Source organism: Kitasatospora sp. SC0581 (assembly GCF_048159585.1).
Classification (GTDB): Bacteria; Actinomycetota; Actinomycetes; order Streptomycetales; family Streptomycetaceae; genus Kitasatospora.
The window spans coordinates 97968-123108 of the sequence record NZ_JBLRWA010000001.1; the positions used below are offsets into that span (position 1 = coordinate 97968).

General features: G+C 74.4%; 16 protein-coding genes and 1 riboswitch. Of the genes, 7 read left to right on the top strand and 9 right to left on the bottom strand.

Annotation, left to right across the window (positions count from 1 at the left end; genetic code table 11):
* Positions 1–139 precede the first annotated feature (139 nt).
* Positions 140–1879: a TIGR03767 family metallophosphoesterase gene (locus ACLWS4_RS00435; protein ID WP_416873008.1), complete on the top strand. Its 1740-nt coding sequence runs from the start codon at positions 140–142 to the stop codon at positions 1877–1879.
* 91 nt (positions 1880–1970) lie between these two features.
* Here ACLWS4_RS00435 and ACLWS4_RS00440 read toward each other — a convergent pair whose 3' ends face one another.
* The 3 genes from ACLWS4_RS00440 to ACLWS4_RS00450 are packed head-to-tail and all read right to left on the bottom strand — an operon-like array spanning position 1971 to position 5463.
* On the bottom strand, positions 1971–3488 hold the full coding sequence (locus ACLWS4_RS00440) for a precorrin-2 C(20)-methyltransferase (protein WP_416873009.1): 1518 nt from the start codon (positions 3486–3488) through the stop codon (positions 1971–1973).
* Positions 3485–4111, bottom strand: a complete 627-nt coding sequence (locus ACLWS4_RS00445) for a precorrin-8X methylmutase (protein WP_049649824.1) — start codon at positions 4109–4111, stop codon at positions 3485–3487. Before ACLWS4_RS00445 ends, ACLWS4_RS00440 begins: the two co-directional genes overlap by 4 nt.
* A complete protein-coding gene (locus ACLWS4_RS00450) occupies positions 4108–5463 on the bottom strand; it encodes a cobalamin biosynthesis protein CobG (protein WP_416873010.1) in 1356 nt (451 codons plus the stop codon). The genes ACLWS4_RS00445 and ACLWS4_RS00450 overlap by 4 nt, the downstream gene beginning before the upstream one ends.
* Positions 5464–5689: 226 nt before the next feature.
* A riboswitch (cobalamin riboswitch) is annotated at positions 5690–5775 on the top strand.
* Positions 5776–5822: 47 nt separating this feature from the next.
* Between ACLWS4_RS00450 and ACLWS4_RS00455 the strand changes: the two genes are divergently transcribed.
* From ACLWS4_RS00455 to lnt, 3 genes are all read left to right on the top strand, one after another.
* A complete protein-coding gene (locus ACLWS4_RS00455; protein ID WP_143204639.1) occupies positions 5823–6083 on the top strand; it encodes a hypothetical protein in 261 nt (86 codons plus the stop codon).
* Positions 6080–9703, top strand: coding sequence for a cobaltochelatase subunit CobN (gene cobN, locus ACLWS4_RS00460; protein WP_049657984.1), 3624 nt, complete (start codon positions 6080–6082; stop codon positions 9701–9703). Before ACLWS4_RS00455 ends, cobN begins: the two co-directional genes overlap by 4 nt.
* A 205-nt stretch (positions 9704–9908) precedes the next feature.
* Complete coding sequence (gene lnt, locus ACLWS4_RS00465) at positions 9909–11507, top strand: apolipoprotein N-acyltransferase (RefSeq protein ID WP_416873011.1); 1599 nt, start codon at positions 9909–9911, stop codon at positions 11505–11507.
* Here lnt and ACLWS4_RS00470 read toward each other — a convergent pair.
* From ACLWS4_RS00470 to gdhA, 3 genes are all read right to left on the bottom strand, one after another.
* Entirely contained in the window at positions 11483–12247 is a 765-nt protein-coding gene (locus ACLWS4_RS00470; protein ID WP_375873484.1) for a VOC family protein, read from the bottom strand. The genes lnt and ACLWS4_RS00470 overlap by 25 nt on opposite strands.
* A 246-nt stretch (positions 12248–12493) precedes the next feature.
* Entirely contained in the window at positions 12494–13369 is an 876-nt protein-coding gene (locus tag ACLWS4_RS00475; RefSeq protein WP_416873012.1) for an AraC family transcriptional regulator, read from the bottom strand.
* 145 nt (positions 13370–13514) lie between these two features.
* Positions 13515–14909, bottom strand: a complete 1395-nt coding sequence (gdhA, locus tag ACLWS4_RS00480; protein ID WP_049659022.1) for an NADP-specific glutamate dehydrogenase — start codon at positions 14907–14909, stop codon at positions 13515–13517.
* Positions 14910–15240: 331 nt separating this feature from the next.
* On the opposite strand from gdhA, the gene ACLWS4_RS00485 reads away from it, so the two are divergent.
* A complete protein-coding gene (locus tag ACLWS4_RS00485; RefSeq protein WP_416873013.1) occupies positions 15241–15870 on the top strand; it encodes a GTP cyclohydrolase II in 630 nt (209 codons plus the stop codon).
* Between the two features lie 137 nt (positions 15871–16007).
* Here the strand turns inward: ACLWS4_RS00485 and ACLWS4_RS00490 are convergent, their stop codons facing one another.
* The 3 genes from ACLWS4_RS00490 to ACLWS4_RS00500 all read right to left on the bottom strand — a co-directional run bounded on the left by ACLWS4_RS00490 (position 16008) and on the right by ACLWS4_RS00500 (position 22970).
* Entirely contained in the window at positions 16008–19589 is a 3582-nt protein-coding gene (locus tag ACLWS4_RS00490) for a protein kinase domain-containing protein (RefSeq protein WP_416873014.1), read from the bottom strand.
* A 317-nt stretch (positions 19590–19906) separates the two neighbouring features.
* A complete protein-coding gene (locus tag ACLWS4_RS00495; protein WP_388047920.1) occupies positions 19907–22024 on the bottom strand; it encodes a putative bifunctional diguanylate cyclase/phosphodiesterase in 2118 nt (705 codons plus the stop codon).
* Positions 22025–22163: 139 nt separating this feature from the next.
* Complete coding sequence (locus ACLWS4_RS00500; RefSeq protein ID WP_074004343.1) at positions 22164–22970, bottom strand: SAM-dependent methyltransferase; 807 nt, start codon at positions 22968–22970, stop codon at positions 22164–22166.
* 248 nt (positions 22971–23218) lie between these two features.
* On the opposite strand from ACLWS4_RS00500, the gene ACLWS4_RS00505 reads away from it, so the two are divergent.
* Positions 23219–23728, top strand: coding sequence for an SRPBCC family protein (locus ACLWS4_RS00505; protein WP_416873015.1), 510 nt, complete (start codon positions 23219–23221; stop codon positions 23726–23728).
* Between the two features lie 50 nt (positions 23729–23778).
* A complete protein-coding gene (locus tag ACLWS4_RS00510) occupies positions 23779–25029 on the top strand; it encodes an aminotransferase class I/II-fold pyridoxal phosphate-dependent enzyme (RefSeq protein WP_416873016.1) in 1251 nt (416 codons plus the stop codon).
* Positions 25030–25141: the final 112 nt, after the last annotated feature.

Below are 25141 nucleotides of genomic sequence, written 5' to 3' on the forward strand. Positions count from 1 at the left end.
CTCCGCACGGGCCTCGCCCGCCGCGGCTACCAGTGAGTAATCTGGCGGTCCGCCAGAAGCGGGTTCATGACAGACGTGGGCCCGGCCGGGGTCGACTGCCCCGCCGGGCCACCAGCATGTGGGGGTTTTTGTGGCAGGGATGAGTCGGCGTACGTTCCTCACCGGTACGTCGGTGGCCGCCGCCTGGTCGGCCTTGTCGTTGGGCGGCGCGCAGTTCGCCTCGGCCGCGGCGCGCGACCAGGCCCTGGCGACGACGGCCGCGCGGGCGGTCAGGGTCACCGGGACCACGCTGGAGCAGGTGGCCACGCCGGTCGGCACCGGCGGCTACAAGCGGTTGACGGCCGGGCCGGGCTGGCCGCTGGTGGTGCGCGGCGACCTGGCGTCGGCGACCACCGGGCGGGACGACCGCCGGACCGGGCTGGCCAGCTTCGTCCAGTTCAGCGACCTGCACCTGGTGGACACCGAGTCCCCGGTGCGCTTCGAGTACCTGGCCAAGCTCAACGGCAGCGCGTACCGGCCGCAGGAGGCCCTGAACGCCCGCGGTGTCTCGGCCCTCGTCGAGCGGGTCAACTCGCTCGCCGGCGGCCCCTACACCGGGATGCCGTTCAGCATGGTGATGGCCACCGGCGACAACACCGACAACCACGAGCTCGCCGAACTCGACTGGTACCTCAAGGTCATGGGCGGTGGACGGCTGGCCCAGAACACCGGTGACCTCAGCCGCTACGAGGGTGTGCAGAACTCCGGCAACGCCGCCTACTGGAACCCCGAACTCTCCTACAACGACGGCTACAAGGCGAAGGGCTTCCCGCAGATAGCCGGCTTCCTGTCCACCGCCGGCCGCCCCTTCGACGCGCCGGGCCTGCGCACGCCCTGGTACACCACGGTCGGCAACCACGACGACAGCATCGAGGGCTCGCTGCCGGACCTCGGACTGCTGAACGACCTGTACACCGGCCAGTACAAGCTGGAGGGCTGCGACGACGCCACGGCCGCCCAGCTGACGGACTCGCTGCGCCGCGACCCGGCGGGCGCCGTGCTGCTGCTGGCGAAGCTGATCGCCAGCGGCGACCTGGTCCGCAAGGTCACCCCGGACGAGCGCCGCCGACCGTTCACGCTCAAGGAATTCGCCAAGGCCCACCTGAACCCGGCGATCACCGGCGCCGGCCCGTACGGGCACGGCTTCACCTCGGACATGGCGAACAGCGGCAAGCTCTACTACACCTTCCGCATCTCGGAGAAGGTGGTCGGCATCAGCCTGGACACCACCAACCAGGCCGGGTTCGCCGACGGTTCGCTGGGCACCGCGCAACTGCGCTGGCTGGAGCAGCAGTTGCAGGCGCACAGCGGGCACTGGTACGACGCCGACGGGCGCAAGGTGACCGGCGGGAGCACGGACGAGCTGATCCTGCTCTTCAGCCACCACACCAGCGGCACGATGGGCAACCTGCTGCCGGACCCGCGCAACATCTTCGAGGGACGGCACGACGGCAACGAGCTGGTGGCACTGCTCCAGCGCTACCCGAACGTGGTCGCGTGGGTGAACGGGCACACCCACATGAACAAGATCACGCCACACGGCCACGCGGTGCCGGAGCGGGCGTTCTGGGAGATCAACACCGCCTCGCACATCGACTACCCGCAGCACGGGCGGATCATCGAGATCGCGGACAACGGGGACGGCACGCTCTCGCTGTTCACCACTCTGATCGAGTCCTCCGCGCCGTACGGGACGGACTTCGGCGGCACCTCGGACGCCAACCTCGCGGCGCTCTACCGCGAGCTGTCGTACAACGACCCGAACGGCCGCCCGGCGGCGCTGCTGGGCGCGGGCGGGGACCACAACACGGAGCTGCTGCTCACCAAGCCGACCCGGTAGCGGTCCGGCAGGCGGAGAACAGGGAACAGATAACAGAGAACAGATGACAGCGAACAGATGATGAAATCTGTTCGCTGTCATCTGTCACCCGTCACTCCTCCGGGTACCTCCGCGGCGTCCAGACGACCTCCACGCCGCCGCCCCGCTCGACCGCCCGGGTCTGCGAGGAGCCGATCAGCAGGATGGTCCGCATGTCGACCAGCGCCGGGTCCAGCTCGCCCAGCCGGACGATCCGCACCCGCTCGGTCGGGCCGCCGACGTCGCGGGCCATCACCACCGGGGTCTCCGGCGCCCGGTACTCCAGCAGCAGGTCCCGGGCGAGCCCGACCTGGGTGGTCCGGGACTTCGAGCCCGGGTTGTACAGGGCGAGCACCAGGTCCGCCTCGGCCGCGGCCCGCAGCCGCTTCGCCACCACGTCCCACGGCTTGAGCCGGTCCGAGAGCGACACCGTCGCGTAGTCGTGCCCGAGCGGGGCGCCGGCCCGGGAGGCGGCCGCGTGGGCGGCGGTCATCCCGGGGAGCACCCGCACCGGGACGTCCCGGTAGGCCTCCTCGCAGGCGACCTCCAGCACGGCGGTGGCCATCGCGAACACCCCCGGGTCACCCGAGGACACCACCGCGACGCGGTGCCCGCGCCGGGCGAGCTCCAGGGCGAACTCGGCCCGCTCCGACTCCACCTTGTTGTCCGAGCCGTGCCGCCGCTGCCCCGGCCGCTCCGGCACCCGGTCCAGGTAGGTGGTGTAGCCGACCAGGTCGGTGGCCTCGGAGAGCGCGCCGCGCGCCTCGGCGGTCAGCCAGAGCGGCCCGGCCGGCCCGGTGCCGACCACGGTCACGCTGCCGACGCCGTCCGACAGCCGGACCTCCGGCTCCAGCGGCGCGACCTTGCTCGGCAGCACCGCGACCGAGAAGTACGGCACCGTGTCGCCGTCGACCTCGGCGAGCGGCGCGATCCGCTCCCCCGCCATGAAGGCCCGCTCCACGTACTGCGCGTCCGCCAGCCGCCCGGCCCGCGCCAGGGCCCGGCGGACGGTCGGGAAGGTGCGCCCCAGCTTCATGATCACGGCCGAGTCGGCGGCCGCGATCCGCGCCGTCAGCTCCTCCTCGGGCAGCGTGCCAGGGATGACGGTGAGCGTCTCCTCGGCCTCGGTCAGCGGCTGCCCGAGCCGGGCCGCGGCCGCGCTGAGCGAGGTCACGCCCGGCACCACCTCGGTCGGGTAGCGGTGCGCGAGCCGCTTGTGCATGTGCTGGTAGGAGCCGTAGAAGAGCGGGTCGCCCTCGGCGAGGACGACCACGTCGCGCCCGGCGTCCAGGTGGGCGGCCAGCCGGGCCGCGGCCTCCTCGTAGAAGTCGTCCAACGCGCCGCGGTAGCCGCCCGGGTGGTCGGTGGTCTCGACGGTGAGCGGGTAGACCAGCTTCTCCTCGATCTGACCGTCCGTCAGATACCGTTCGGCGATCGACCGTGCGATGGACCGGCCATGCCGGGCGCTGTGGTAGGCCACCACGTCGGCCTTGCCGATGAGTTCGGCGGCGCGGACGGTCACCAGCGACGGGTCGCCCGGGCCGAGCCCGACGCCGTACAGCCGACCCGTGGTGCTCTGACGGTCCGTCACTCTTCTTCGCTCGCAATCGCGTTGATGGCGGCGGCGGCCATCGCACTGCCGCCGCGCCGACCGCGCACCACCAGGTGCTCCAGGCCGGACGGGTGCTCGGCCAGGGCCTGCTTGGACTCGGCGGCGCCGATGAAGCCGACCGGGACGCCGATCACCGCGGCCGGTCGCGGTGCGCCCGCCTCGATCATCTCCAGCAGCCGGAACAGCGAGGTCGGGGCGTTGCCGACGGCGACCACCGCGCCCTCCAGCCGGGGCAGCCACAGCTCCATGGCCGCGGCGCTGCGGGTGTTGCCCATCGTGCGGGCGAGTTCGGGCACCGAGGGGTCGGTGAGGGTGCAGATCACCTCGTTGTCGGCCGGCAGCCGCCGACGGGTGACGCCGCTCGCGACCATGTTGACGTCGCAGAGGATGGGCGCACCCGCGTGCAGCGCGGCGCGCGCGGAGGCGACCACACCGGGCGAGTACACCAGGTCCTCGACCAGGTCGACCATCCCGCAGGCGTGGATCATCCGCACCGCGACCTGGGAGACGTCCGCCGGGAGGGCGGCCAGATCGGCCTCCGCGCGGATGGTGGCAAAGGACTGGCGGTAGATGGACGCGCCGTCCTTCTCGTACTCGATCACTTCGTGGTCCTCCTGGCCTCGGCGACCGCCTCGGCCATCTCCTCGTTCGTCACAACGGCGTTCGTCACAACGGCGTTCATCTCATGGGCCTTCGCCGCATCGGGCTCCGGCACGTCGGCGTTCGCCCCGTTCACCGTCACCCGGTAGCCGCGCCCCGTGGCGAGCACGTCCACCCACCGCCCGGCCGGGTGGCCGCAGCGCCGTTCACAGCCCGACCAGTGGACGGGCAGCAGACCATCGGGGCCGGCATCGGTCCTCACGACGGCACCGGCCCTCACCGTGGCACCAGCCCTCACGGCGGCACCGGAGTCCAGCGCCCGGGCCGCGTCCGTACGAACGTCGGCCAACGACTTGGCGCAGCCCGGCAGCCCGGTGCAGGCGGTGGCCCGCTCCCAGGCCGAGCCGGGCTCGGTGCGGAAACCGGCCGCGGCGAGCCCGGGCAGCCGGTCGGCCGGGGCGCCGGGCAGCACCGCCCCGCGCCAGGGGGTCAGCCGCAGCTCACCAGCCGAGGCGGCGACCAGCGTCCGCCACTGCCCGGCGCTCGCCCGGCCGAACCGCAGCCCCACCGAGAGCCCGCCGCGCAGCGCGCCGACGGCGGGCGCGCTGCCGGCGAAGGCGGGCAGCGGCACCGTGCCGGCCGGCAGCAGTTCGGGGACCTCGCGCAGGTGCCAGGCCTTGCGCCCGTGCGTCCGCAGCGCCGCCAGGAAGGAGCGGGCCGCGTCCAGCACGGCCGTGACCTCCCGCCCGGCCTCGACCGGGTGTCCGCGTCCGTCGCGTCCGAGGCGCAGCAACCGCGTGCCGTCCGGGCCTGCGACCAATGTCACATCGGCGTCGAGCGCGGCGACGTCGCCCCGCCCGTCGTCCAGCGCGAACAGGAACTTGCCGGACAGCCCGGCGGCCCAGTCAGCGGCGCACAGCCGCGCGTCCAACTCCCGTACCCAGGACTGCACATCGGCGTTGCCGGCGGCTCCCTCGGCGGCGGTGTCCAGTCCGGCCGTCGGCGAGGCGACGATGTTGCGGACCCGCTCGTGGGTGTCCGAGGGCAGCAGCCCGACGGCGCGCAGCCGGTCGGCGAGCTCGGCCGCGCAGTGCGGGGCCAGGCCGCGCAGCTGGACGTTGCCGCGCGAGGTGGTCTCCAATTCGCCGTCGCCGAGGGCCTCGGCGGCCTCGGCCAGCGCGAGGGCCTGACGGTCCGTCAGCAGGCCGCCGGGCAGGCGGATCCGGGCGAGGGCGCCGTCGTCGGCCGTATGCAGACGAAGTGCTCCGGGACAGGCGTCCGCACGCCCCCGGTCGGGCACCTCCCGGTCGGGTCCTGCGGCGCCCGGCGCGGTGGCGTCGGGTGTCGGTGGCATGGCGGCGAGCATACAGATGATCCGATCGCTTGCCTCCGTCCGCTGCATCACACCCCGGCCCCGCCCCCGCCGCACCTGCCGGACACCCCGAGCCCCCGTCCGCCGGACATCCGAGCCCCGTCGGCCGGACGTCCGAAAGCTCACCCTCCCCCAGGTCAGCCGCACCCCGTACGATGCTGGCGGGCGGTCCCTCACGGACCGTCCGCACGCCAGCGACGGCGCAGGGGAGGAAACCGGTGCGAACCCGGTGCGGTCCCGCCACTGTGACCGCGGTTCACCGGTAGACCGGTCGGCCGCGGGAGCCAGGAACTCCTGCCGTCCTCCACCGGCCCGGGGCGCGGACCCCGAGGAAGGCAGAAATGTTCCAGCGCTGTCGCATGCCCGCGCCCGCGTCCCCGGCCGCCACCACGGCCGTCCCGACCGCCACCACGGCTGTCCCGACCGCCGTCATGCCCGTTCCGGCCGCCGCCACGACCACCCCGGTCGACCGTGCGACCGCCCCGGCCCGCGCCGCGACCACCCCGGTCGACCGCGCGGCCGTCCGTGCCACCCCAGCGGCCGCCCCGGCCCAGATCCCGGCCACCCCGGCCACCGACGAGGCCGGGAGGGCCTTCACATGATCCTGCTGCTGTCGACGTCCGACACCGACCTGCTCAGCGCCCGCGCCTCCGAGGGACCGGTGCGCTACCGCCTCGGCAACCCGGCCCGGCTCACCCCCGAGGACCTGCCCGCACTGCTGGAGGGCACCGAGCTCGTCGTGGTCCGCCTGCTCGGCGGGCGCCGCGCCTGGCAGGAGGGCCTGGACGCGCTGCTGGCCGGCCCCCGCCCGGTGGTGGTGCTGACGGGTGAGCAGGCCCCCGACGCCCAGCTGATGGAGCTGTCCACCGTCCCGGCCGGCATCGCCGCCGAGGCGCACGCCTACCTGGCCCACGGCGGCGCCGCCAACCTGGCCGAGCTGGGCGCCTTCCTCTCCGACACCGTGCTGCTGACCGGCCACGGCTTCGCCCCGCCCGCCTCCGCCCCGGCCTGGGGCCCGCTGGAGCGCGAGGCCCGTACGTCCGAGGGTCCGACGGTGGCGGTGCTCTACTACCGCGCCCACCACATGAGCGGCAACACCGCCTTCGTGGAGACGCTCTGCCGGGCCGTCGAGGACCAGGGCGCCCGGGCCAGGGCCTACTACTGCGCCTCGCTGCGCGGCGCCGAGCCCGAGCTGCTGGCCGCGCTCGGCGAGGCGGACGCGATCGTCACCACCGTGCTCGCCGCCGGCGGCACCCGCCCGGCCGACGCCCAGGCCGGCGGGGACGAGGAGGCCTGGGACGCGGGCGCGCTGGCCGCGCTCGACCGCCCGATCCTCCAGGCGCTCTGCCTCACCTGGTCGCGCGCCCAGTGGGAGGCCAGCGACGACGGCCTGTCCCCGTTGGACACCGCCACCCAGATCGCCGTCCCGGAGTTCGACGGCCGCCTGATCACCGTCCCGTTCTCCTTCAAGGAGCTGGACGAGGACGGCCTGACCGTCTACGCCGCCGACCCGGAGCGCGCCGCCCGCGTCGCCGGCACCGCCGTCAAGCACGCCCGGCTGCGGCACGTCCCGGCCGCCGAGCGCCGCCTCGCCCTGGTGCTGTCCGCGTACCCGACCAAGCACGCCCGGGTCGGCAACGCCGTCGGCCTGGACACCCCGGCCAGCGCGGTGCGGCTGCTGGAGCGGCTGCGCGCGGAGGGCATGGACCTCGGGGACGACCTCCCCGCGTTCGACGACGGCGAGGGCGGCCACGAGGGCGACCCGCTGATCCACGCCCTGATCGCGGCCGGCGGCTACGACCAGGACTGGCTCACCGAGGAGCAGCTGGCCCGCAACCCGGTCCGCATCCCCGCCGCCGACTACCGCCGCTGGTACGCCACCCTCCCGCAGGGCCTGCGCGAGCAGGTCGAGGAGCACTGGGGCCCGGCCCCCGGCGAGCTGTACGTCGACCGCTCGCAGAACCCGGATGGCGACATCGTGCTGGCCGCGATCCGCTCCGGGAACCTGCTCGTGCTGATCCAGCCGCCGCGCGGCTTCGGCGAGAACCCGGTCGCCATCTACCACGACCCCGACCTGCCGCCGAGCCACCACTACCTGGCCGCCTACCGCTGGATCCAGGCCGCCCAGGAGGACGGCGGCTTCGGCGCCCACGCGGTGATCCACCTCGGCAAGCACGGCAACCTGGAGTGGCTGCCGGGCAAGACCGCCGCGCTGTCCGCGGAGTGCGGCCCGGACGCCGTCCTCGGCGACCTGCCGCTGGTCTACCCCTTCCTGGTCAACGACCCGGGCGAGGGCACCCAGGCCAAGCGCCGCGCCCACGCCACGCTCGTCGACCACCTCGTCCCGCCGATGGCCCGCGCCGACTCCTACGGCGACATCGCGCGCCTGGAGCAGCTGCTGGACGAGCACTCCAACATCGCCGCGATGGACCCGGCCAAGCTGCCGGCGATCCGCGCCCAGATCTGGACCCTGATCCAGGCCGCCCGGCTCGACCACGACCTCGGCCTGGACGAGCGCCCCGAGGACGACGGCTTCGACGACTTCCTGCTGCACGTCGACGGCTGGCTCTGCGAGGTCAAGGACGCCCAGATCCGTGACGGTCTGCACGTCCTCGGCCAGGCGCCGACCGGCACCGACCGGGTCAACATCGTGCTCGCCATCCTGCGCGCCCGGCAGATCTGGGGCGGCGTCAGCGCCCTGCCCGGCCTGCGCGAGGCGCTCGGCCTGGACGAGGCGGCGCTGACCCTGGGCGCCACCGACGCGGCCGAGGCCCGGGCCCGCGCCCTGGTCGAGGCGATGGAGGCGGAGGACTGGGCGCCCGAGGCGGTCGAGAAGGTGACCGCCGAACTGCCGGAGGCCGTCCAGGAGGCCGTCCGTGCGGTGCTGGACTTCGCCGCCGCCCAGGTGGTGCCGCGGCTCGCGGCCACCACCGACGAGCTGGACGCCGTGCTGCACGCGCTCCAGGGCGGCTTCGTCCCGGCCGGCCCGTCCGGCTCGCCGCTGCGCGGCCTGGTCAACGTGCTGCCCACCGGCCGCAACTTCTACTCCGTCGACCCGAAGGCCGTCCCCAGCAAGCTCGCCTGGGAGACCGGCCAGGCACTCGCCTCCTCCCTGGTCGAGCGCTACCGCTCGGACAACGACGGCGCCTACCCGCCCTCGGTCGGGCTCTCGCTCTGGGGCACCAGCGCGATGCGCACCGCCGGCGACGACATCGCCGAGGCCTTCGCCCTGCTCGGCGTCCGCCCGGTCTGGGACGACGCCTCGCGCCGGGTCACCGGCCTGGAGCCGATCCCGCTGGACGAGCTGGGCCGCCCGCGCATCGACGTCACGCTGCGCATCTCCGGCTTCTTCCGGGACGCCTTCCCGCACGTGGTCGCCCTGCTGGACGACGCGGTGCGCCTGGCCGCCGCCCAGGAGGAGGCCCCGGAGTCGAACTACGTGCGCGCCCACGTCCAGGCCGACCTCGCCGTGCACGGCGACGAGCGCAAGGCCACCGTCCGCGTCTTCGGCTCCCGCCCGGGCACCTACGGCGCGGGCCTGCTCCAGCTGATCGACAGCCGGGACTGGCGCACCGACGCCGACCTGGCCGAGGTGTACACGGTCTGGGGCGGCTACGCGTACGGCCGCGGGCTGGACGGCCGCCCGGCCCGCGAGGAGATGGAGACCGCGTACAAGCGGATCACCGTCGCCGCGAAGAACACCGACACCCGCGAGCACGACATCGCCGACTCGGACGACTACTTCCAGTACCACGGCGGCATGGTGGCCACCGTACGGGCCCTCACCGGCAAGGCGCCGACCGCCTACATCGGCGACTCGACCCGGCCGGAGACGGTCCGCACCCGCACCCTGACCGAGGAGGCCGCCCGGGTCTTCCGCGCCCGGGTGGTCAACCCGCGCTGGATCGAGGCGATGCGCCGCCACGGCTACAAGGGCGCCTTCGAGATGGCCGCGACGGTGGACTACCTGTTCGGCTACGACGCCACCACGGGCGTGGTCGCGGACTGGATGTACGAGAAGCTGACCCAGGAGTACGTCCTCGACCCGGTCAACCGGGAGTTCCTCGCGGGCGCCAACCCGTGGGCGCTGCACGGGATCAGCGAGCGGCTGCTGGAGGCGGCGAGCCGCGGGCTGTGGGAGCAGCCGGACCCGGAGCTGATCGAGCAGCTGCAGGCCGCGTTCCTGGAGACCGAGGGGGATCTGGAGGGCGGCGAGGAGTAGGGCCGCGCACGGTGATCGGAGGGGCGGGCCCCCTCGGGGCCGCCCTCCTCGGGGCCGCCCTCCTCGGGGCCGCTCCTCCGATCGCCCGTTCTGGCAAGGCCACCGGTACGGCCGGGACCACTGGTTCCGAACATGGGCCTCTTGTCACCCGTTCAGCCGAACGGCGTACTGGTGGTGTACGCCCGTCAAGCGGACAATACGGGTCATGTCGCGTCGCTCCGCTCCCGCCAGCCCGACCCTGAGCACGACCGCCACCGAGGAACGGGAGCCGCACGCGCCGCACCGGTACCGCGCGCGGACCGGTGCGCTGGCGGCCGGAGCGGTTCCGGTGCTCGCCTTCCCCGCGCCCGGGCAGGCCTGGCTGGCCTGGGTCGCGCTCGTCCCCGGACTGCTGCTGATGCAGCGGGCGCCGTCGGGCCGGGAGGCGGCGGTGCGCGGCTGGTGGTTCGGCGCGGGGTTCATCCTGACCGCGATGTACTGGCTGGTCCCGTCCGTCGGGCCGGGGCTGCCGGTGATCGCGGTGCTGTTCGGGGCGCTCCAGAGCGCCGTCGGGTACACCGTGCACCGGCTGCTGCACCCCCGGCTGACCGCCCGTCGGGCCCTGCTCGCACTGCTGGTCGTACCGGCCGTCTGGGTGACGACCGAGTACGCGCGGTCCTGGCCCGCGCTCGGCGGGCCGTGGGCACTGCTCGGCGCCACCCAGTGGCAGCACCCGGCGGTCCTCGGGCTGGCCTCGGCCGGCGGGATCTGGCTGGTCAGCGCGGCGGTGGCGGCGGTGAACACCGGGGCGCTGATCGCGCTGACCGCGGTGCACCGGCGGCCGCGGGCCGTCGCGGCCGGGACCGTCGTGCTGGTCCTGGCCTCCGGTCCGCTGCTGTTCGCGCTGCGCGAGGCACCCACCGCGGACGGGGCCGTGACCGTGGCACTGGTCCAGCCCGGCATCGTGGAGGACCCCCAGGCCCGCTTCGAGGCGAGCGCGCGGATCACGGCCGGACTGGTCGGACAGCCGGTGGACCTGGTCGTGTGGGGCGAGAGCAGCACCACCGCCGACCTGGACCGCGACCCGGCCGCGCTGGACACCCTGCGCCGACTCGCCGCGACCACCGGCGCCGAGGTCGTCGCCGGGGAGGACGCGCGCAAGGCGGACGGGCGGATCTCCAAGGACGCGGTGCTGGTCTCCCCCACCGGCGTGGTGGACCGCTACCGCAAGATCCGGCTGGTGCCGTTCGGCGAGTACATCCCGCTGCGGCCGGTGCTCGGCTGGATCGCCGGGGTCAGCCGGGCCGCGGGCGAGAACCGGGCGCCCGGAACGGCCTTCCACGTCCTGCCCGCCACCGACCGGGCGGGCGCGCCGCTGCCGGTCGGGGCGCTGATCTGCTTCGAGTCGGCCTTCCCCGACATGGCCCGCACCGCCGCCCGGGACGGCGCCCGGGTGCTGGTCTACCAGTCCTCGACCTCGACCTTCCAGCGCACCTGGGCGCCCGAGCAGCACGTCTCGCTGGCCGCGATCCGGGCCGCCGAGACCGGCCGACCGGCCGTCCAGGCCTCGCTGACCGGGGTCTCGGCCGCCTTCGACGCCCAGGGCCGGGAGCTCGCCCGGCTCGGCACCGACGGCACCGGCGTGCTGACCGTCCGACTGCCGCTCACCGCGCCCGGGACGCTGACCTGGTACGACCGGATCGGCGACGTGGTGCCGCTCGGGGCGCTGCTGGTCACGGCGGGGGCGGCGGGCGCGGGCGTCGCCGGGTGGCGGCGCTCGCGCGCCCTGCGGCGTGCCGGTCAGCCCTCGGTGCCGGCGGTGTAGACGCCGAACGCGGCGCCCTGGGGGTCGCGCAGCACGGCGATCCGCCGGCCGCCCGGCATGCCGGTGGCGGGCGTCAGCACGTCCCCGCCGAGCGCCACCGCCCGGCCGACGGTGCCGTCCACGTCGGCGGCCGCGAAGTACGGCAGCCAGTGCGGCGGCGCCTCGGGCGGGAAGCGGTCGTCCATCGTCAGCATGCCGCCGAAGTCCCGTCCGTCCAGGCCCCACTGGGGGTAGTGCTCGGACGGGGCGACGGACCAGCCGAACACCTCCGGGTAGAAGGCGAGCGCGCCGGACGGGTCTCGGGTGAGCAGTTCCACCCAGCCGAGCGCACCGGGCTCGTTGAACACCCCGGCGCCCCGGAAGGCGCGGGCCTGCCAGAGGATGAACACCGCGCCGGACGGGTCGGCGGCCACCGAGAACCGGCCGAAGTCGAAGACGTCGCCGGGGTCCTTCCGGACCAGGCCGCCGCACTCCTTGATCCTCGCGGCGGTGGCGTCGGCGTCGGCGACCGCGATGCAGACCGTCCAGGCGATCGGCTGCTGCGGGGCGTAGCGCGGGGTGATGGCGGCGGCCGGGACGCCCCGGACCAGCATCTGGGTGTAGTCGCCCTCCCCGGGGCGGGCCGTGTCGTCCGCCTGCCAGCCGAAGAGCTCGGTGTAGAAGGCCCGGGCGGCGGCCGGATCGGAGGTGCCCAGCTCGGTCCAGCAGGGGGCGTTGGTGGTCACGGAGGTCTGCTTCATGGCGTCTGTCCTCGCAGCTTGCTCGGGAACTCCCGGGTTTTCGGCGCCTCGGCCCCCGCACCTCCAGGCCCAGCATGCGGGGCGGGGCGGAGCTTGGCGGGCGGGGTGGGCCGAACGGGCGGCGAGGCGGGCGGGCGAACACATGACAGATGACAGCTGACAGATTTCGAAATCTGTCAGCTGTCATCTGTTCGCTGTTATCCGTTAGCTGTTATCCGTTAGCTGTCGGCTGTCAGCCTTCGCCCGTCAGCCGCGCACGGCCCTCGCCACCGGGATCCACAGCTCCGCCTCGGCGTCGGCCGTGCCCGGGACCGGGCTGACCCGCAGGATCTCCGGACCCGGCCGGGCCTCGTACGGGTTGGACGGGAACCACTGGCCGGCCACGTCCGCCCACATCTCCTGCAGGGCCTGCGGGAACGGCCCGGTGTTGGTGAACACCGCCCAGGTGCCGGCCGGGACGTCGAGCACGTCCAGGTCCGCCGGGACGGCGACCCCCTCGCGCGCCACCACCGCGTGCCAGTAGTCGAGTTCGGACCCTTCCTCGCGGTTCGGCGAGAAGTCGTCGCTCACCGACAGGATCCCGGCCGGGTCGTCCCCGGACAGCGCCGCGATCCGTTCGACCGTCTCCTTGCCGAGGCCCTTGATGAACTCGGCGATCCCCGGGTTGATCCCCAGGTAGATCAGGGTGACCCGGGCCTTCCTGCCGACGATCCGGAAGTCCGGCTTCTCGACGATCCGGTATTCCATACTGCTGCTTCCCTCCACGATGAGTCGGAAGGACATCCGGGGCTGGGAGACGAGCACCGCGCCGTCGCGCCGGGCCTCGCCCGGCCCGACTCCGTGCATGGCCCGGAACGCCCGGGCGAACGCCTCCCCCGAGGAGTACCCGTACCGGACCGCGATGTCGAGCAACGTCCGCTCGCCGTCCAGGACTTCGGCCCCGGCGACGGTCAGCCGCCGACGCCGGACGTACTCCGACAGCGGCATCCCGGCGAGCATCGAGAACAGCCGCCGGAAGTGGTACTCCGACGTCATCGCGATCCGCGCCAGCTCGGCCACGTCGACCTCGCGGTCCAGGTCGTGTTCGATCCGGTCCATCGCCCGGTTCAGGTGCTCCAGCACGCCAACCCCGTCCTTCCCTTACTGACCTTCACCGTAGGAAGGACCCACCCTGCCGCACCCGACAATCGGTGCCCGCTCCGGTCGGGCACCGATCACCAGGTGCCTGGCGCCGGGCGCCGATCGCCGGGTGACGGCCGTCAGCGGCTCAGATCAGGCCCTGGGCCAGCATCGCGTCCGCGACCAGCTCGAAGCCGGCGATGTTCGCGCCGACCACGTAGTTGCCCGGGTGGCCGTAGCGCTCGGCGGTGGTGAAGCAGGAGTCGTGGACGTGCTTCATGATCCCGGCCAGCCGCTCCTCGGTGTGCTCGAAGGTCCAGGAGTCGCGCGAGGCGTTCTGCTGCATCTCCAGGGCGCTGGTCGCGACGCCGCCCGCGTTCGCCGCCTTGCCCGGACCGAAGGCCACCCCTGCCTCCTGGAACACCCGCACCGCCTCCGGGGTGGTGGGCATGTTCGCGCCCTCGGCGACGGCCAGCACCCCGTTGCGCACCAGCGCCAGCGCGTCGGCCTCGACCAGCTCGTTCTGGGTGGCGCAGGGCAGCGCGACGTCACAGGGCACGCCCCACACGCCCGGGCCCTCGACGAACCGGACGTGGCCGCCGCGCAGTCGGGCGTAGTCGGAGACCCGGCCGCGCCGGACCTCCTTGACCTCCTTGAGCAGGTCGAGGTCGATGCCCTTCTCGTCCACCACGTAGCCGGAGGAGTCGGAGCAGGTGAGCACGGTCGCGCCGAGCTGCTGCGCCTTCTCGATGGCGTAGACGGCGACGTTGCCGGACCCGGAGACGACCACCCGGCGCCCGTCCAGGCTCTCGCCGCGGCTGTGCAGCATCTCGGAGGTGAACATGACGCAGCCGTAGCCGGTGGCCTCGGTACGGACCTGCGCGCCGCCCCAGCCGAGGCCCTTCCCGGTGAGCACGCCGCTCTCGTACCGGTTGGTGATCCGCTTGTACTGGCCGAAGAGGTAGCCGATCTCCCGGCCGCCGACGCCGATGTCCCCGGCCGGCACGTCCGTGTACTCGCCGAGGTGGCGGTACAGCTCGGTCATGAAGGACTGACAGAACCGCATGATCTCGGCGTCCGAACGGCCCTTGGGGTCGAAGTCGGAGCCGCCCTTGCCGCCGCCGATGGGCAGGCCGGTGAGCGCGTTCTTGAAGATCTGCTCGAAACCGAGGAACTTGACGATCCCGAGGTTCACCGAGGGGTGGAAGCGCAGCCCGCCCTTGTACGGGCCGAGGGCGCTGCTGAACTCCACCCGGAAGCCGCGGTTGACGTGGATGTCACCGGAGTCGTCCGTCCACGGCACCCGGAACATGAGCTGCCGCTCGGGCTCGCAGATCCGCTCGATGATCCGGGCGTCGAGGAGTTCGGGGCGGTGGGCGAGCACCGGCGCCAGGGTCTCCAGCACCTCGTGGACGGCCTGGTGGAACTCGTCCTCGCCCCGGTTGCGGCGGACCACGTCCGCGTAGAGCGCCTCTATCGCGCGCTGCTCGGCTTCGAAGGAGCCGGGGGCGGAGGTGTGGGGGGTGGCAGGGGTCGTCGACATCTTCAGGACCCTTCCGTGGTCGTCGATGGGCGTGCGCAGTGTCCCGACGGGCCTGAGGGACGTGCCCAGGAAACGGCGCCAGTCTCGCAGTGTCCACACCGCGGGTCCCGCACCATCCACATGCTGGAAGCCCTGGTGGGAACAGCCGGGGCTGATGGGGTGTTGTGCGCCCCGGTGGTCGAGCCGGGCCCCGGTGGCCCCTAGTTGTTCAAATTGGAACTACCTAGTACGGTCGACCTCCGACGCACCACGACCCGTCCGGGTCCGACCGCGTCCGCCCCGGTCCGCGCCGAACCGGCCCGGCCCACCCCCGATCCACGGAGGCCCACCCATGCCGCAGCCCGGCGCCGCCACGGTGCGCTCGCGTGTGCGCATCCCGCTGACCTTCCCCGACGGCTACCTCGCCGACGCGGAGGTCTCCACCTTCCACGGCCTCACCGACGGCGCCGAGCACCTGGCGCTCGCGCTCGGCACGGTCTCCGAAGGCGGCACGCCCCTGGTGCGACTGCACTCCGAGTGCCTGACCGGCGACGTCTTCGGCTCGGACCGCTGCGACTGCGGGCCGCAGCTGCGCGAGTCGGTGGAGCGGATCAGCGAGGCCGGCGGGTACCTGCTCTACCTGCGGCAGGAGGGCCGCGGCATCGGGCTCTACAACAAGCTGGACGCCTACGCCCTCCAGGACTCCGGCCTGGACACGTACGACGCCAACACCGCGCTCGGCCTGCCCGAGGACGGCCGCGACTACACCGCGGCCGCCCAGATGCTCGCCGCGCTCGACGCCACGGGCATCGACCTGCTGAGCAACAACCCGGACAAGGCGGCGCAGCTGGCCGACCTGGGGATCGTCGTGCGGCACCGGGTGCCGACGGGGGTGCACCTGTCGGCCAGCAACGTCCGCTACCTGCGGGCGAAGGTGGAGCGGACGGGGCACTCGATCGAGCTGTCCCGGCTGGTCGGCTGAGCTGCCGCACGGGCGGCTGGTGACAGATGACGGCTGACAGATTTCAAAATCTGTCAGCCGTCATCTGTTATCTGTTCGCTGTCATCTGTTCGCTGTTATCTGTTCGCCGTGATCTGTCAGCTGTCAACCGTTCGCTGTCACCCGCGCCCCGCGCGTCCCCGGACCGTCCGCAGCACCCCGTACGCCGCCAGCGGCAGCGCCACCAGCAGCGCGGCCCAGAAGGCCCCGTGCCCCCACAGCCCGGCGATCGCCCGGAACAGCCCCTCGAACACCGGGATCCGCAGCGCCTCGACCGGGCCCAGCGGCCCCGGCCAGGCGCCCAGGAACAGCGTGGCCGGGACCCAGAGCACGAACAGCCCCTTGGCGGTGGCCGGCGTCCCGAGGGTGCTGACCAGCGACACCACCGCCAGCAGCAGGACGAACCCGGCCTGGTAGTCCGCACCACCCTGCCCCGTCCCCCAGGAGTCGGGCGTCGGGTGCGCCCCGGTGGCCGCCAGCCGGACCTCGACCGCCGCCCACAGCAGCAGCACCAGCACCGCCGTCGTCCCGAGCGCGAACCGCACCCGGTCGCGCGCACCGGCGCCGCCCGTCCGCCACCGCCCGGACGGCGCGCTCCCCGCCCGCTCGGCGGTGCCGGCCCCGGACGACCCCGCGCCCCGCACGCCCCGCACGCCCCGCTCCCGCCAGGCCTCCCGGGCCTGCCTTCGGGCCTCCTGAGCCGGCTTCAGCAGCCGGTTGGCGGCCCGCTCGATCAGGACGAGCGAGACGACGGTCGCCACCACCGCCGCGATGCCGGCCCAACTCCCCATCCCGCCCTCGAACACCACGACCCGGTCGGCCACCGACGGCGGCGTCTCCAGCACCGTCATCGGCGGTCCGAGCCGCAGGTAGCCGATGGCGAGGGCTCCGGCGCCGGTCAGCAGCGCCGTGCCGATGCCGACCCGGGCGGGGAAGAAGGCGATCACGGCGGCCGCGACGAGCCCCGCGCCGAGTTGTCCGGCCACCTGCCGGGCCGCGTGTTCGCCGGCGTTCCGCAGGGGGCCGCCGAAGGCGCCGGCGGGCGAGAGGTCGAGCTTCTCCCCCGCCTCGACCGGGTAGCGGAGCACCGCACCCGCCCACAGCAGCAGCCCGAAGGCAAGGAGCAGCAGCAGGACCGCCCCGGCCCGGCGCGGCAGCGCGGTGCGGGCGTGCGGCCACCAGGCCGCCAGCTGCTCCCGCCGCTCCTCCCAGCCCGTCGGCGGCCGGCGGCGCCGGTTGAGCCAGAGCCGGGCCACCCGTCCCTCCTGTCGCACCCCGGCCTCCGGTTCGGGCCGCTCGGGCCGTCCCCGGCCGCGCCGCCGCAGTGCCTCCGCCGCGACCAGGGCCGCCCGGCCGGCCGGCTGCGCCGGGTCGGCGCTCACCGCCCGTCGGCGCAGCGCGGACCAGTGGCGCCGCACCACGTCCCGGGGAGTGGCCGCCGCCGGATCGGGCGCCGGCTTGCGGGCCACGGTCCGTACGGCGGTACGGGCGCCCGCGCCCATGGCCAGCGCGCCGTCCACCACCGAGGCGGCCACCGCGGCGGCGAGCTCCGACACCCGCCCGGGCAGCGGCAGTCGGTGCAGTGCGGCGGGCAGCGGCGAGAGCCGGCCGAGCAGCCGCGCGCGCTCCTCGGGCCGGATGCTCAGCCAGACCGCCTGCCGGTGCGCCTCCTCGCGTTCCTCCGGGCTGAGCCCGTCGCCGCCGCGCCGGCCGCCGCCGACGGTGCGGGCCAGCCGGTCCACCTCGGCCAGCACCTCCGGCAGTGCGGCCAGCGCTAGCAGCCGCGAGCAGTGCTCGCCGGCGCACTCGGGGTGGAAGCAGTCGTAGCGGGCGACCACGGCCGGCAGCCCGCCCCGGACGAGTTCGTCGATCAGCTCGGCGCCGTCCGGTGCGGTGACGACGCGTTCCAGCCCGGTGGTGTCGATCGGACGGTCGCGGTAGTGGGGGACGGCGCCCGGGACGAAGGCGGCCCCCAGGGCGAGCACCGCCACCGCGGCCACGGACTCGCGCCGGGAGCCGGGCGCCTTGGCCACGTCGGAGAGGTAGTGCAGGTCGAAGACGGTGTCCTCGACCTCGTCCCGCAGCCAGTCGCGCACCCGTTCCGCTCCCCCGGTGGCCAGCCAGCGGGCCGCCGCGCCGGAGTTCTTGAGCAGCGCCTCGGTGAGCCGGACCGGGTCGGTGAACGGGTTGCCGAGGAAGGTGACCGGCCGGTGGGCCCTGGCCTGCGCCTGCGGTCGGCGGCGGATCACCTCGGGGGTACCGCCGGCCAGCCAGCTGCGGACCTGCGGGGCGGTCCAACGGTCCTCCGGCATCTTCGTGAACAGCCCCTGGAGGAGCAGCAGTTGGCGCGGGTCGCGGACGGCGCTGAGGTCGACCTCCTCGCCCATGACCAGTTCCAGCTCCAGCTCCTGGTCGTCCGGGCGCTCGCCGTCCGCGCCGACGAAGCGGGGGCGGCCGACGAACAGTTCGTACAGCACGTTGCCGAGCCCCCACCAGGGCCCGGCCTGGTGGTTCTTGCCGGCCAGCTGCTCGGGGGCCATGTAGGCGACGGTGACCATCATCGCGGAGGTGAACCGGCGGCTGTCGGTGAGCCGGTCGACGCCGCCGAAGTCGGCGATCACGAACTCCCCGGACCCGCTGCCGGGGCGCACCAGGATGTTGGCGGGCTTGAAGTCCAGCGGGTTGCGCTGGATCCGCTGCTGCCAGAAGTCGAGCAGGGCGACCAGCTCGTAGACGATCTGCTCGGTGGTCCGCCGGTCGCCGTGCCCGCCCGACCGCCACAGCCCGGCGACGTGGGCGGCGAGGGTGACCGGCAGGTACTCCATGGCCACCCAGTCGACCTGGGCGCCGTGGTGGCGGACCCGGCCGAAGTCGATCAGCTGCGGGACGTGCCGGCGGAAGCCGTCGTGGCCCAGGTGGGAGAGCAGGTCGTGGTCCATCGGCTGGCCCGCGACGGCCACCTTGACGGCCGCGTCACCGCCGCCGTCGGTGCGCCGGACGTACCAGACGGTGCCCTCGGAACCGGCTCCGGCCCGACCCAGCGGGATGAAGCGGCTCCGCAGGGCGTCCGGGAAGACGCCCTCGAACGGACCGCCGGTGTCCGGGGCCCCGCCGAACCCGTCCTCGGGGCCGGCCGGACTCCCGCCCGGACTCCCGGCACCGACTCCCCCGGCCGGGGCGGGGCCGCCGGGCCCGATGCCGTCCTGCCAGGAGGACGAGCCGGCCCCCGAGCCCGACCGGGGCCGGACGACCTCGGTCACCGCCTCCGAATCGGCACCCGGCGAACGTCCCGAGTGCCCCGAGTCCCCCGAACTGCCCGAGCCCCCCGGCCGGTTCGGCCGGAGCTCGGTCGGAGCGTGCGGGTCGAACCTCGGCCCGGTGTCCGGCCTGCGGCGGGTGGCCGCCTCCGGGTCGTACCGCGGCTCGTTGCCGGACACCCGACGCGTCGCGGCCTCCGGATCGAAGCGCGGCGGGGCGGCGGGCACCCGACGGGTCGCGGCCTGCGGGTCCACCCGGGCCCGCGGGGTCGCGCCGAGCCGGGACGACCGGTCCGGGGCGTCCTCGGAGGCACGCCAGCGCCCCCGCGACCACCGCTCCACCCTGCTCCCCGGCGGATTCCCCGGCTCGGCTCCGGCGGCCGACCGGGGCCTCGGCCCGCGCCGACCGCCCTCGGCCGGGTCCGCGTCCTCCGTCGTGCCCATGCGACGCTCCCCTCCCCCGCAGCCCGGACCGGCGCGGGGCCGTGACCATGGGCGCACCGGTTCCGGGGTGGATTGTGACGCGTCATCATCCCTCATGGCGGGCGCGGGTGTCGGCCGCTTTCGCGGATCAGGACCGACCCATCGCAGGACCGGTACGCAAGCGCGATCCCCGACGGGGAACCGGCCGCCGTCGACGCCTCGGCCGGCACTGCCCGTACGGCGGTCGGGCCGGCGCCGCGACCGCCGGAGCGGAGCAGGACCGGGCGGGAACGGACCGGCCCCGAGCGGAACTCGAGCCGGCGTCCAGCCGGCCCGCCTCAGCGCTCCTCGACCGGGCGCCCCAGCGGTTCCTCCACGATCCGCCGGGCGATCTCCTCGGGCCGCACCGGGCGTCCGAAGTGCCAGCCCTGCGCCCAGTCGCAGCCCATGGTCCGCAGCCGTTCGGCGTCCCGGTGGGTCTCCACGCCCTCGGCGGTGACGTTCAGCCCGAGCGCGTGCGCCATCGACACCAGTCCGCTGACGATCCGCCACCCGGTGGACTCGTCCTTCCCCGGTTCGTGCAGGTCGCCGACGAAGGAGCCGGCGATCTTCAGCCCGGAGACCGGCAGGTCGCGCAGGTAGGCGAGGTTGGACCAGCCGGTGCCGAAGTCGTCCACGGCCAGCGACACCCCGAGGTCGACCAGCCCGTGCAGGGTGCGCAGCGCCTCGTCCTCGGGCCCGACCACGGTCGACTCGGTGATCTCCAGCTGCAACCGGGCCGGGTCCAGGCCGGTGCTGTCGAGGATCCGGGCGAGGTCGGTGACCAGGGCGGCACTGCGGGCCTGCCGGACCGCCAGGTTGACGTTGAGCTGCGGGGCGGCGTCGCCGTACCGCTTGATCCAGTCCGCGGCCTGGCCGCAGGCCTGCTCCAGCACCCAGCGGCCGAGCGGCATGATCAGCCCGGTCTCCTCGGCGGTGGTGACGAACTCGTCCGGGCCGAGCACGCCGAGCTGCGGGTGGCGCCAGCGCACCAGCGCCTCCACGGCGGCCAGCCGGCCGTCCGCGAGGCGGTAGAGCGGCTGGTAGTCGATGAAGAACTCGCCGCGGTCGAGGGCCGCCGGCATCCGCACCGACACCGCGTAGCGGCTGACCGCGCGGGCGTTCTCCTTGGGGTCGAAGAGCGTCCAGCGGCCGCGGCCGGCCTCCTTGGCGCGGTACAGCGTGAGGTCGGCGGCCCGGACGGCGGCGCCCGGGGTGGTGGTGGACACCCGCCGCTCCAGCACGCCGACGCTGGCGCCGACGGCGAGCTTGTGGTCGCCGATCAGCACCGGCCCGGCCAGCGCCCTGAGCACGGTCTTCGCGGCGGCCACCGCCTCCTGCTCGCCCCGGCACTTCTCCAGCAGGACGACGAACTCGTCGCCGCCGAGCCGGGCCACCAGGTGGCCGAGCGGGGTGAGGGCGGCCTTCAGCCGGGCGGCGACCGCGGCCAGCAGCTGGTCGCCCATGTCGTGGCCGAGGCTGTCGTTGACCACCTTGAAACCGTCGAGGTCGACGTAGCAGAGGCCGAAGCGGGCGCCCGGCTCGGGCTCCTCGAACAGCTTCTCCAGCCGCTCGAAGAAGGCCGCGCGGTTGGGCAGGCCGGTCAGCGGGTCGTGGGTGGCCTGGTGGCGCAGCCGCTCCTGGAGCCGGTAGCGGTCGGTGACGTCCTCCAGCATCGCGACCTGGTACTGCGGGATGCCGTCGTCGTCGCGGATCAGCGAGACGGTCAGGTGGGTCCAGATCACCTCGCCGTCCTGGCGGTAGTACGGCTTGTCGAACTGGAAGTAGTCCCGCTTGCCGCTGATCAGCTCCTCGTACGCCTCCCACACGCCGGGGGTGTCCTCGGGGTGCACCAGGTCGCCGACCCGGCGGCCGATCATGTCCTCGGGGCCCGCGCCGAACAGCTCCTGGAGGGCCTTGTTGACCGCCATGATGTTGCCGTCGGTGTCACCGATGCCGATGCCGATGGCGGCGCTCTCGAACAGCGCCCGGAACCGGGCCTCGGAGGCGCGCAGCGCCCGCTCGGCCTCCTTGCGGGCGCTGTCGGCGGCGGTGCGGATCGCCTCCTGCTCGGTCAGCGTGCGCTCGCGCAGGGCGGCCGCCCAGCCGGCCGCGAAGGCGCCGGTCAGGGCCGGGCCGCGGTCGTCCTGGACGGGCTGCGCCTGGAGCAGCTCGACCGCCCGGGCCAGCAGCACCGGGTCCGTGAAGTGCGCGTCGACCAGGTCGGCGCCGGCCTGCGCGGCCAGCCGCGGCTCGAACGGCTCGTCCTCCTGGGCGCGGTGCAGCAGCGCGGCGGTGCGCGCGACCAGCCGGCCGAGCAGGCCGGGGTGGACGGCGGTGCCGTGGTCGGCGGAGAGCAGCCGGGCCCACTCCTCGTGGAACCGCTCCGCGTTGCCGCGCACCGGGGTGGTACTCATCTGCTGAACCTGGTTCCTCTGGTGTACGCGCCGGTTCCGGCGGGCCCGGCAGGCCTTGCGGGCCGAGCGGGCCGGGCAGGCCTCGCGACGGCCGCCGCGCGGGGCGTGCGGCCGTCGGTGCCTCGTCCGTCGCGTCCGCTCAAGGGCGGATCCCCACGCCCGCCACCCCGGCGATCCGCTCGGGGTGCTCACCGACCGTACCCGGCTGGTCCGGACGCCACAGCGGCAGGTGCACCACACCCGGCTCGACCAGCTCGAAGCCGGAGAACATCGCGGTGATCTGCTCGTGGGTGCGCATGGTCAGCGGGGTCGGCGTCCGCTGGTAGAGCTTCTGGTGGTCCTCGGCCTGGTCGGGGCGGCTCTCCAGGGCGGCGTGCGAGAGCACCAGCGCGCTGCCGGGCGGGAGGGCGTCGCGGATCGTTCCGATCAGCCGCCACGGGTCGTCCTCGTCGCCGACGAAGTGCGCGACGGCGACCAGCAGCACGGCCACGGGCTCGCCGGCCGCCAGCAGCTCGGTGACCTCGGGGCGGGCCAGCAGGTCGTCGACGTCGCGCAGGTCGGCCTGGGCGACGGCGCAGTCGTGGTCGTCCTCCAGCAGCAGGCGGCTGTGCGCGACGGCGACCGGGTCGCGGTCCACGTAGACCACCTTGGCCTCGGGGCGGATCGCCCGGGCGATCTCGTGCACGGCGCCGAAGGTCGGGATGCCGGAGCCGATGTCCAGGAAGCGGGTGACGCCCTGCTCGGCGAGGAAGGTCACGGCGCGGCGCAGGAAGGCGCGGTTGGAGCGCATGATCTGCGGCAGCTCCGGCCACATGGCGATCGCCTTGCGGGCCATCTCCCGGTCGACCTCGAAGTTGTGCGAGCCCCCCAGGTAGTAGTCGTAGACCCGCGCGGCGTTCGGTTTGTCCAGGTCCGTACCCTCCGGTACCCAGCTCGGTCGCCGCATGCCTGTGACTCCTTCACTCCGGTTTCTGGGGTCGCAGCGCCCAGGGGATGCTGCCGTGACTGATGAGACTACAAGCACAGAAGATCCTCCCCCGCACCCCGAACGGGTGCAAGCGGAGTGCTTCCTTCCTCCCGGACGGGCGCTTCCGGAAGATTCACCTCCGGTTGCTGGCCGTGCCACGGACCAACTCGGCAACGGTCCAACGGCGTTCACCCCTCGGAGCGACCGGCCCGGACTAGGGTGGGGCCGTGGACCCCAACCACTACCGATTCCGGGGCGTCTGGCGGCTCGCGGCTCCGGCGACCGCCGTGTACGCGGCCCTCGAGGACGTGCGGAGCTATCCGCTGTGGTGGCCGGAGATCCGCGAGGTCCGACCGACCGGCGAGGACTCCGGGGACGTGGTGGTGCGCGCGCTGCTGCCGTACCGGTTGGTGATCGGGCTGGCGGCGAAGCGGCGCGACCCGGCCGCCGGGGTGCTCGAGGTGGCCATGCGGGGCGACCTTGCCGGGTGGTCGCGGTTCACGGTGACGCCGGACCTGGCGGGCGGGGCCGGCGAGGCGGGTGGACCGAGCGGGGCCCGCGGGCCGGGCGGTCCGGGCAGCCGGGTGCTGTTCGAGGAGGAGACCCGGCCCGGCAAGCCCCTGCTGCGCCGGCTCGCCCTGCCGCTGCACCCGCTGTTCCGGGCCAACCACGCGGTGATGATGCGCCGGGGGCGGCGGGGGCTCGCGGCGTACCTGGCGGGGGCGGCGGCGGGGTGACGGGCGTCGAGCGGCGTGACGGGCGTCGGAGGACGGATGGCGGCGAACAGATGACAGACGACAACTTTCAGCGAACAGATGACAGCTTTCGAAATCTGTCATCTGTTCGCGACACCCCCGGCCCCGCACCCACCGACGTCCCCGCCCCCGGCTTCGGCTTCGACGCCCCCTTCGACCGCACCGGCACCGGCAGCAGCAAGTGGGCCCGCGCGGACGCCCCGGGGACGATCGCGATGGGCCTCGCCGACATGGACCTGCCCGGACCGCCCGCCGTCGCCGAGGCACTGGAGCGGCGCGCCCGGCACCGCGCGTACGGCTACACGGTCTGCGACCCGGCCGGCCGCGCGCTGGTGGCCGACTGGTACCGCACCCGGCACGGCGCCGCGGTCGACCCGGACTGGGTCCTGCTGCTGCCCTGCGGCCCGCGCACCGCGCTGCGCGTCCTCCTGGAGACCGTACGGCCGCAGGCCCCCGTCCTCTTCCCCACCCCCGAGTGGGGCGGCTTCGCCCAGCTCTGCCGCGCAGCCGGCCTCCCGTACCGCGAGCTGCCGCTGCACCCGGCGCACCCGCCGCAAGTACTGCACCCGGGCCCGAGCGGCTACCGGCTCCCGTCGGGCCCGCTCCCCCGCCCCGTCGGCGCCGTACTGCTGAGCAACCCGCACAACCCCTCCGGCACGGTGTGGCCGGCCGACGCCGTGCGCGCGCTCGCCGCCCGGGCGGCCGAGAGCGGTGCGCTGCTGGTCTCGGACGAGGTGCACGGCGACCTCACCCACCCCGGCCGTGCCCACCCCGTCGCCGTCACCACCGCCGACCCGGCGCACCGGCCCCTCGTCGTCACCCTCAACTCCGTCGGCAAGACCTTCAACTGCTCCGGCATCCCCAGCAGTTTCGCCCTCGTCCCCGACCCCGGGCTGCGTGCCCGGTTCACCGAGGCGCTGGCCGGCTACGGCCTCTGGGAGGGCGGCCTGCTGGAGCAGACCGTGCAGCAGGCGGCGCTGCGCGAGGGCGGGCCCTGGCTGGACGCGCTGCTCGCCCACCTGGTCGCCGCCCGCACCCGGCTGACCGACCGGCTCGGGCCCGCCCTCCGCGCCACCCCGCGGGCCTCCTACCTGCTCTGGCTGGACGCCGCCGCGCTCGGCCTGCCGCCCGCCGACGCCCGCCGGGCGCTGCTGGAGCGCTGCGGTCTGGAGGCCTCCGACGGCGCCGACTTCGGGCCCGGCGGCCGGGGTTCGCTGCGCCTGAACTACGCCCTGCCGTGGCCGGTGCTGGCGACCGTCCTGGAGCGGCTGGAGCGCTTGTGACCCCGGCACGTGCCCCGGCCGGGTGCGGACCGCTCCCTGCCCGCCGATCGGCCTGACAGCCCCGAACTCACCCGTTCGCCACAGCTCTGACCTGCGAAAAAGAACGTTCACA

What these genes read in the sequence shown, in the direction of transcription:
- ACLWS4_RS00435 (WP_416873008.1), top strand. Translation starts at nt 140, where the DNA reads ATGAGTCGGCGTACGTTCCTCACCGGTACGTCGGTGGCCGCCGCCTGG.
- ACLWS4_RS00450 (WP_416873010.1), bottom strand. Translation starts at nt 5,463, where the DNA reads ATGCCACCGACACCCGACGCCACCGCGCCGGGCGCCGCAGGACCCGAC.
- ACLWS4_RS00455 (WP_143204639.1), top strand. Translation starts at nt 5,823, where the DNA reads ATGTTCCAGCGCTGTCGCATGCCCGCGCCCGCGTCCCCGGCCGCCACC.
- cobN (WP_049657984.1), top strand. Translation starts at nt 6,080, where the DNA reads ATGATCCTGCTGCTGTCGACGTCCGACACCGACCTGCTCAGCGCCCGC.
- lnt (WP_416873011.1), top strand. Translation starts at nt 9,909, where the DNA reads ATGTCGCGTCGCTCCGCTCCCGCCAGCCCGACCCTGAGCACGACCGCC.
- ACLWS4_RS00470 (WP_375873484.1), bottom strand. Translation starts at nt 12,247, where the DNA reads ATGAAGCAGACCTCCGTGACCACCAACGCCCCCTGCTGGACCGAGCTG.
- gdhA (WP_049659022.1), bottom strand. Translation starts at nt 14,909, where the DNA reads ATGTCGACGACCCCTGCCACCCCCCACACCTCCGCCCCCGGCTCCTTC.
- ACLWS4_RS00485 (WP_416873013.1), top strand. Translation starts at nt 15,241, where the DNA reads ATGCCGCAGCCCGGCGCCGCCACGGTGCGCTCGCGTGTGCGCATCCCG.
- ACLWS4_RS00490 (WP_416873014.1), bottom strand. Translation starts at nt 19,589, where the DNA reads ATGGGCACGACGGAGGACGCGGACCCGGCCGAGGGCGGTCGGCGCGGG.
- ACLWS4_RS00495 (WP_388047920.1), bottom strand. Translation starts at nt 22,024, where the DNA reads ATGAGTACCACCCCGGTGCGCGGCAACGCGGAGCGGTTCCACGAGGAG.
- ACLWS4_RS00500 (WP_074004343.1), bottom strand. Translation starts at nt 22,970, where the DNA reads ATGCGGCGACCGAGCTGGGTACCGGAGGGTACGGACCTGGACAAACCG.
- ACLWS4_RS00510 (WP_416873016.1), top strand. Translation starts at nt 23,779, where the DNA reads ATGACAGACGACAACTTTCAGCGAACAGATGACAGCTTTCGAAATCTG.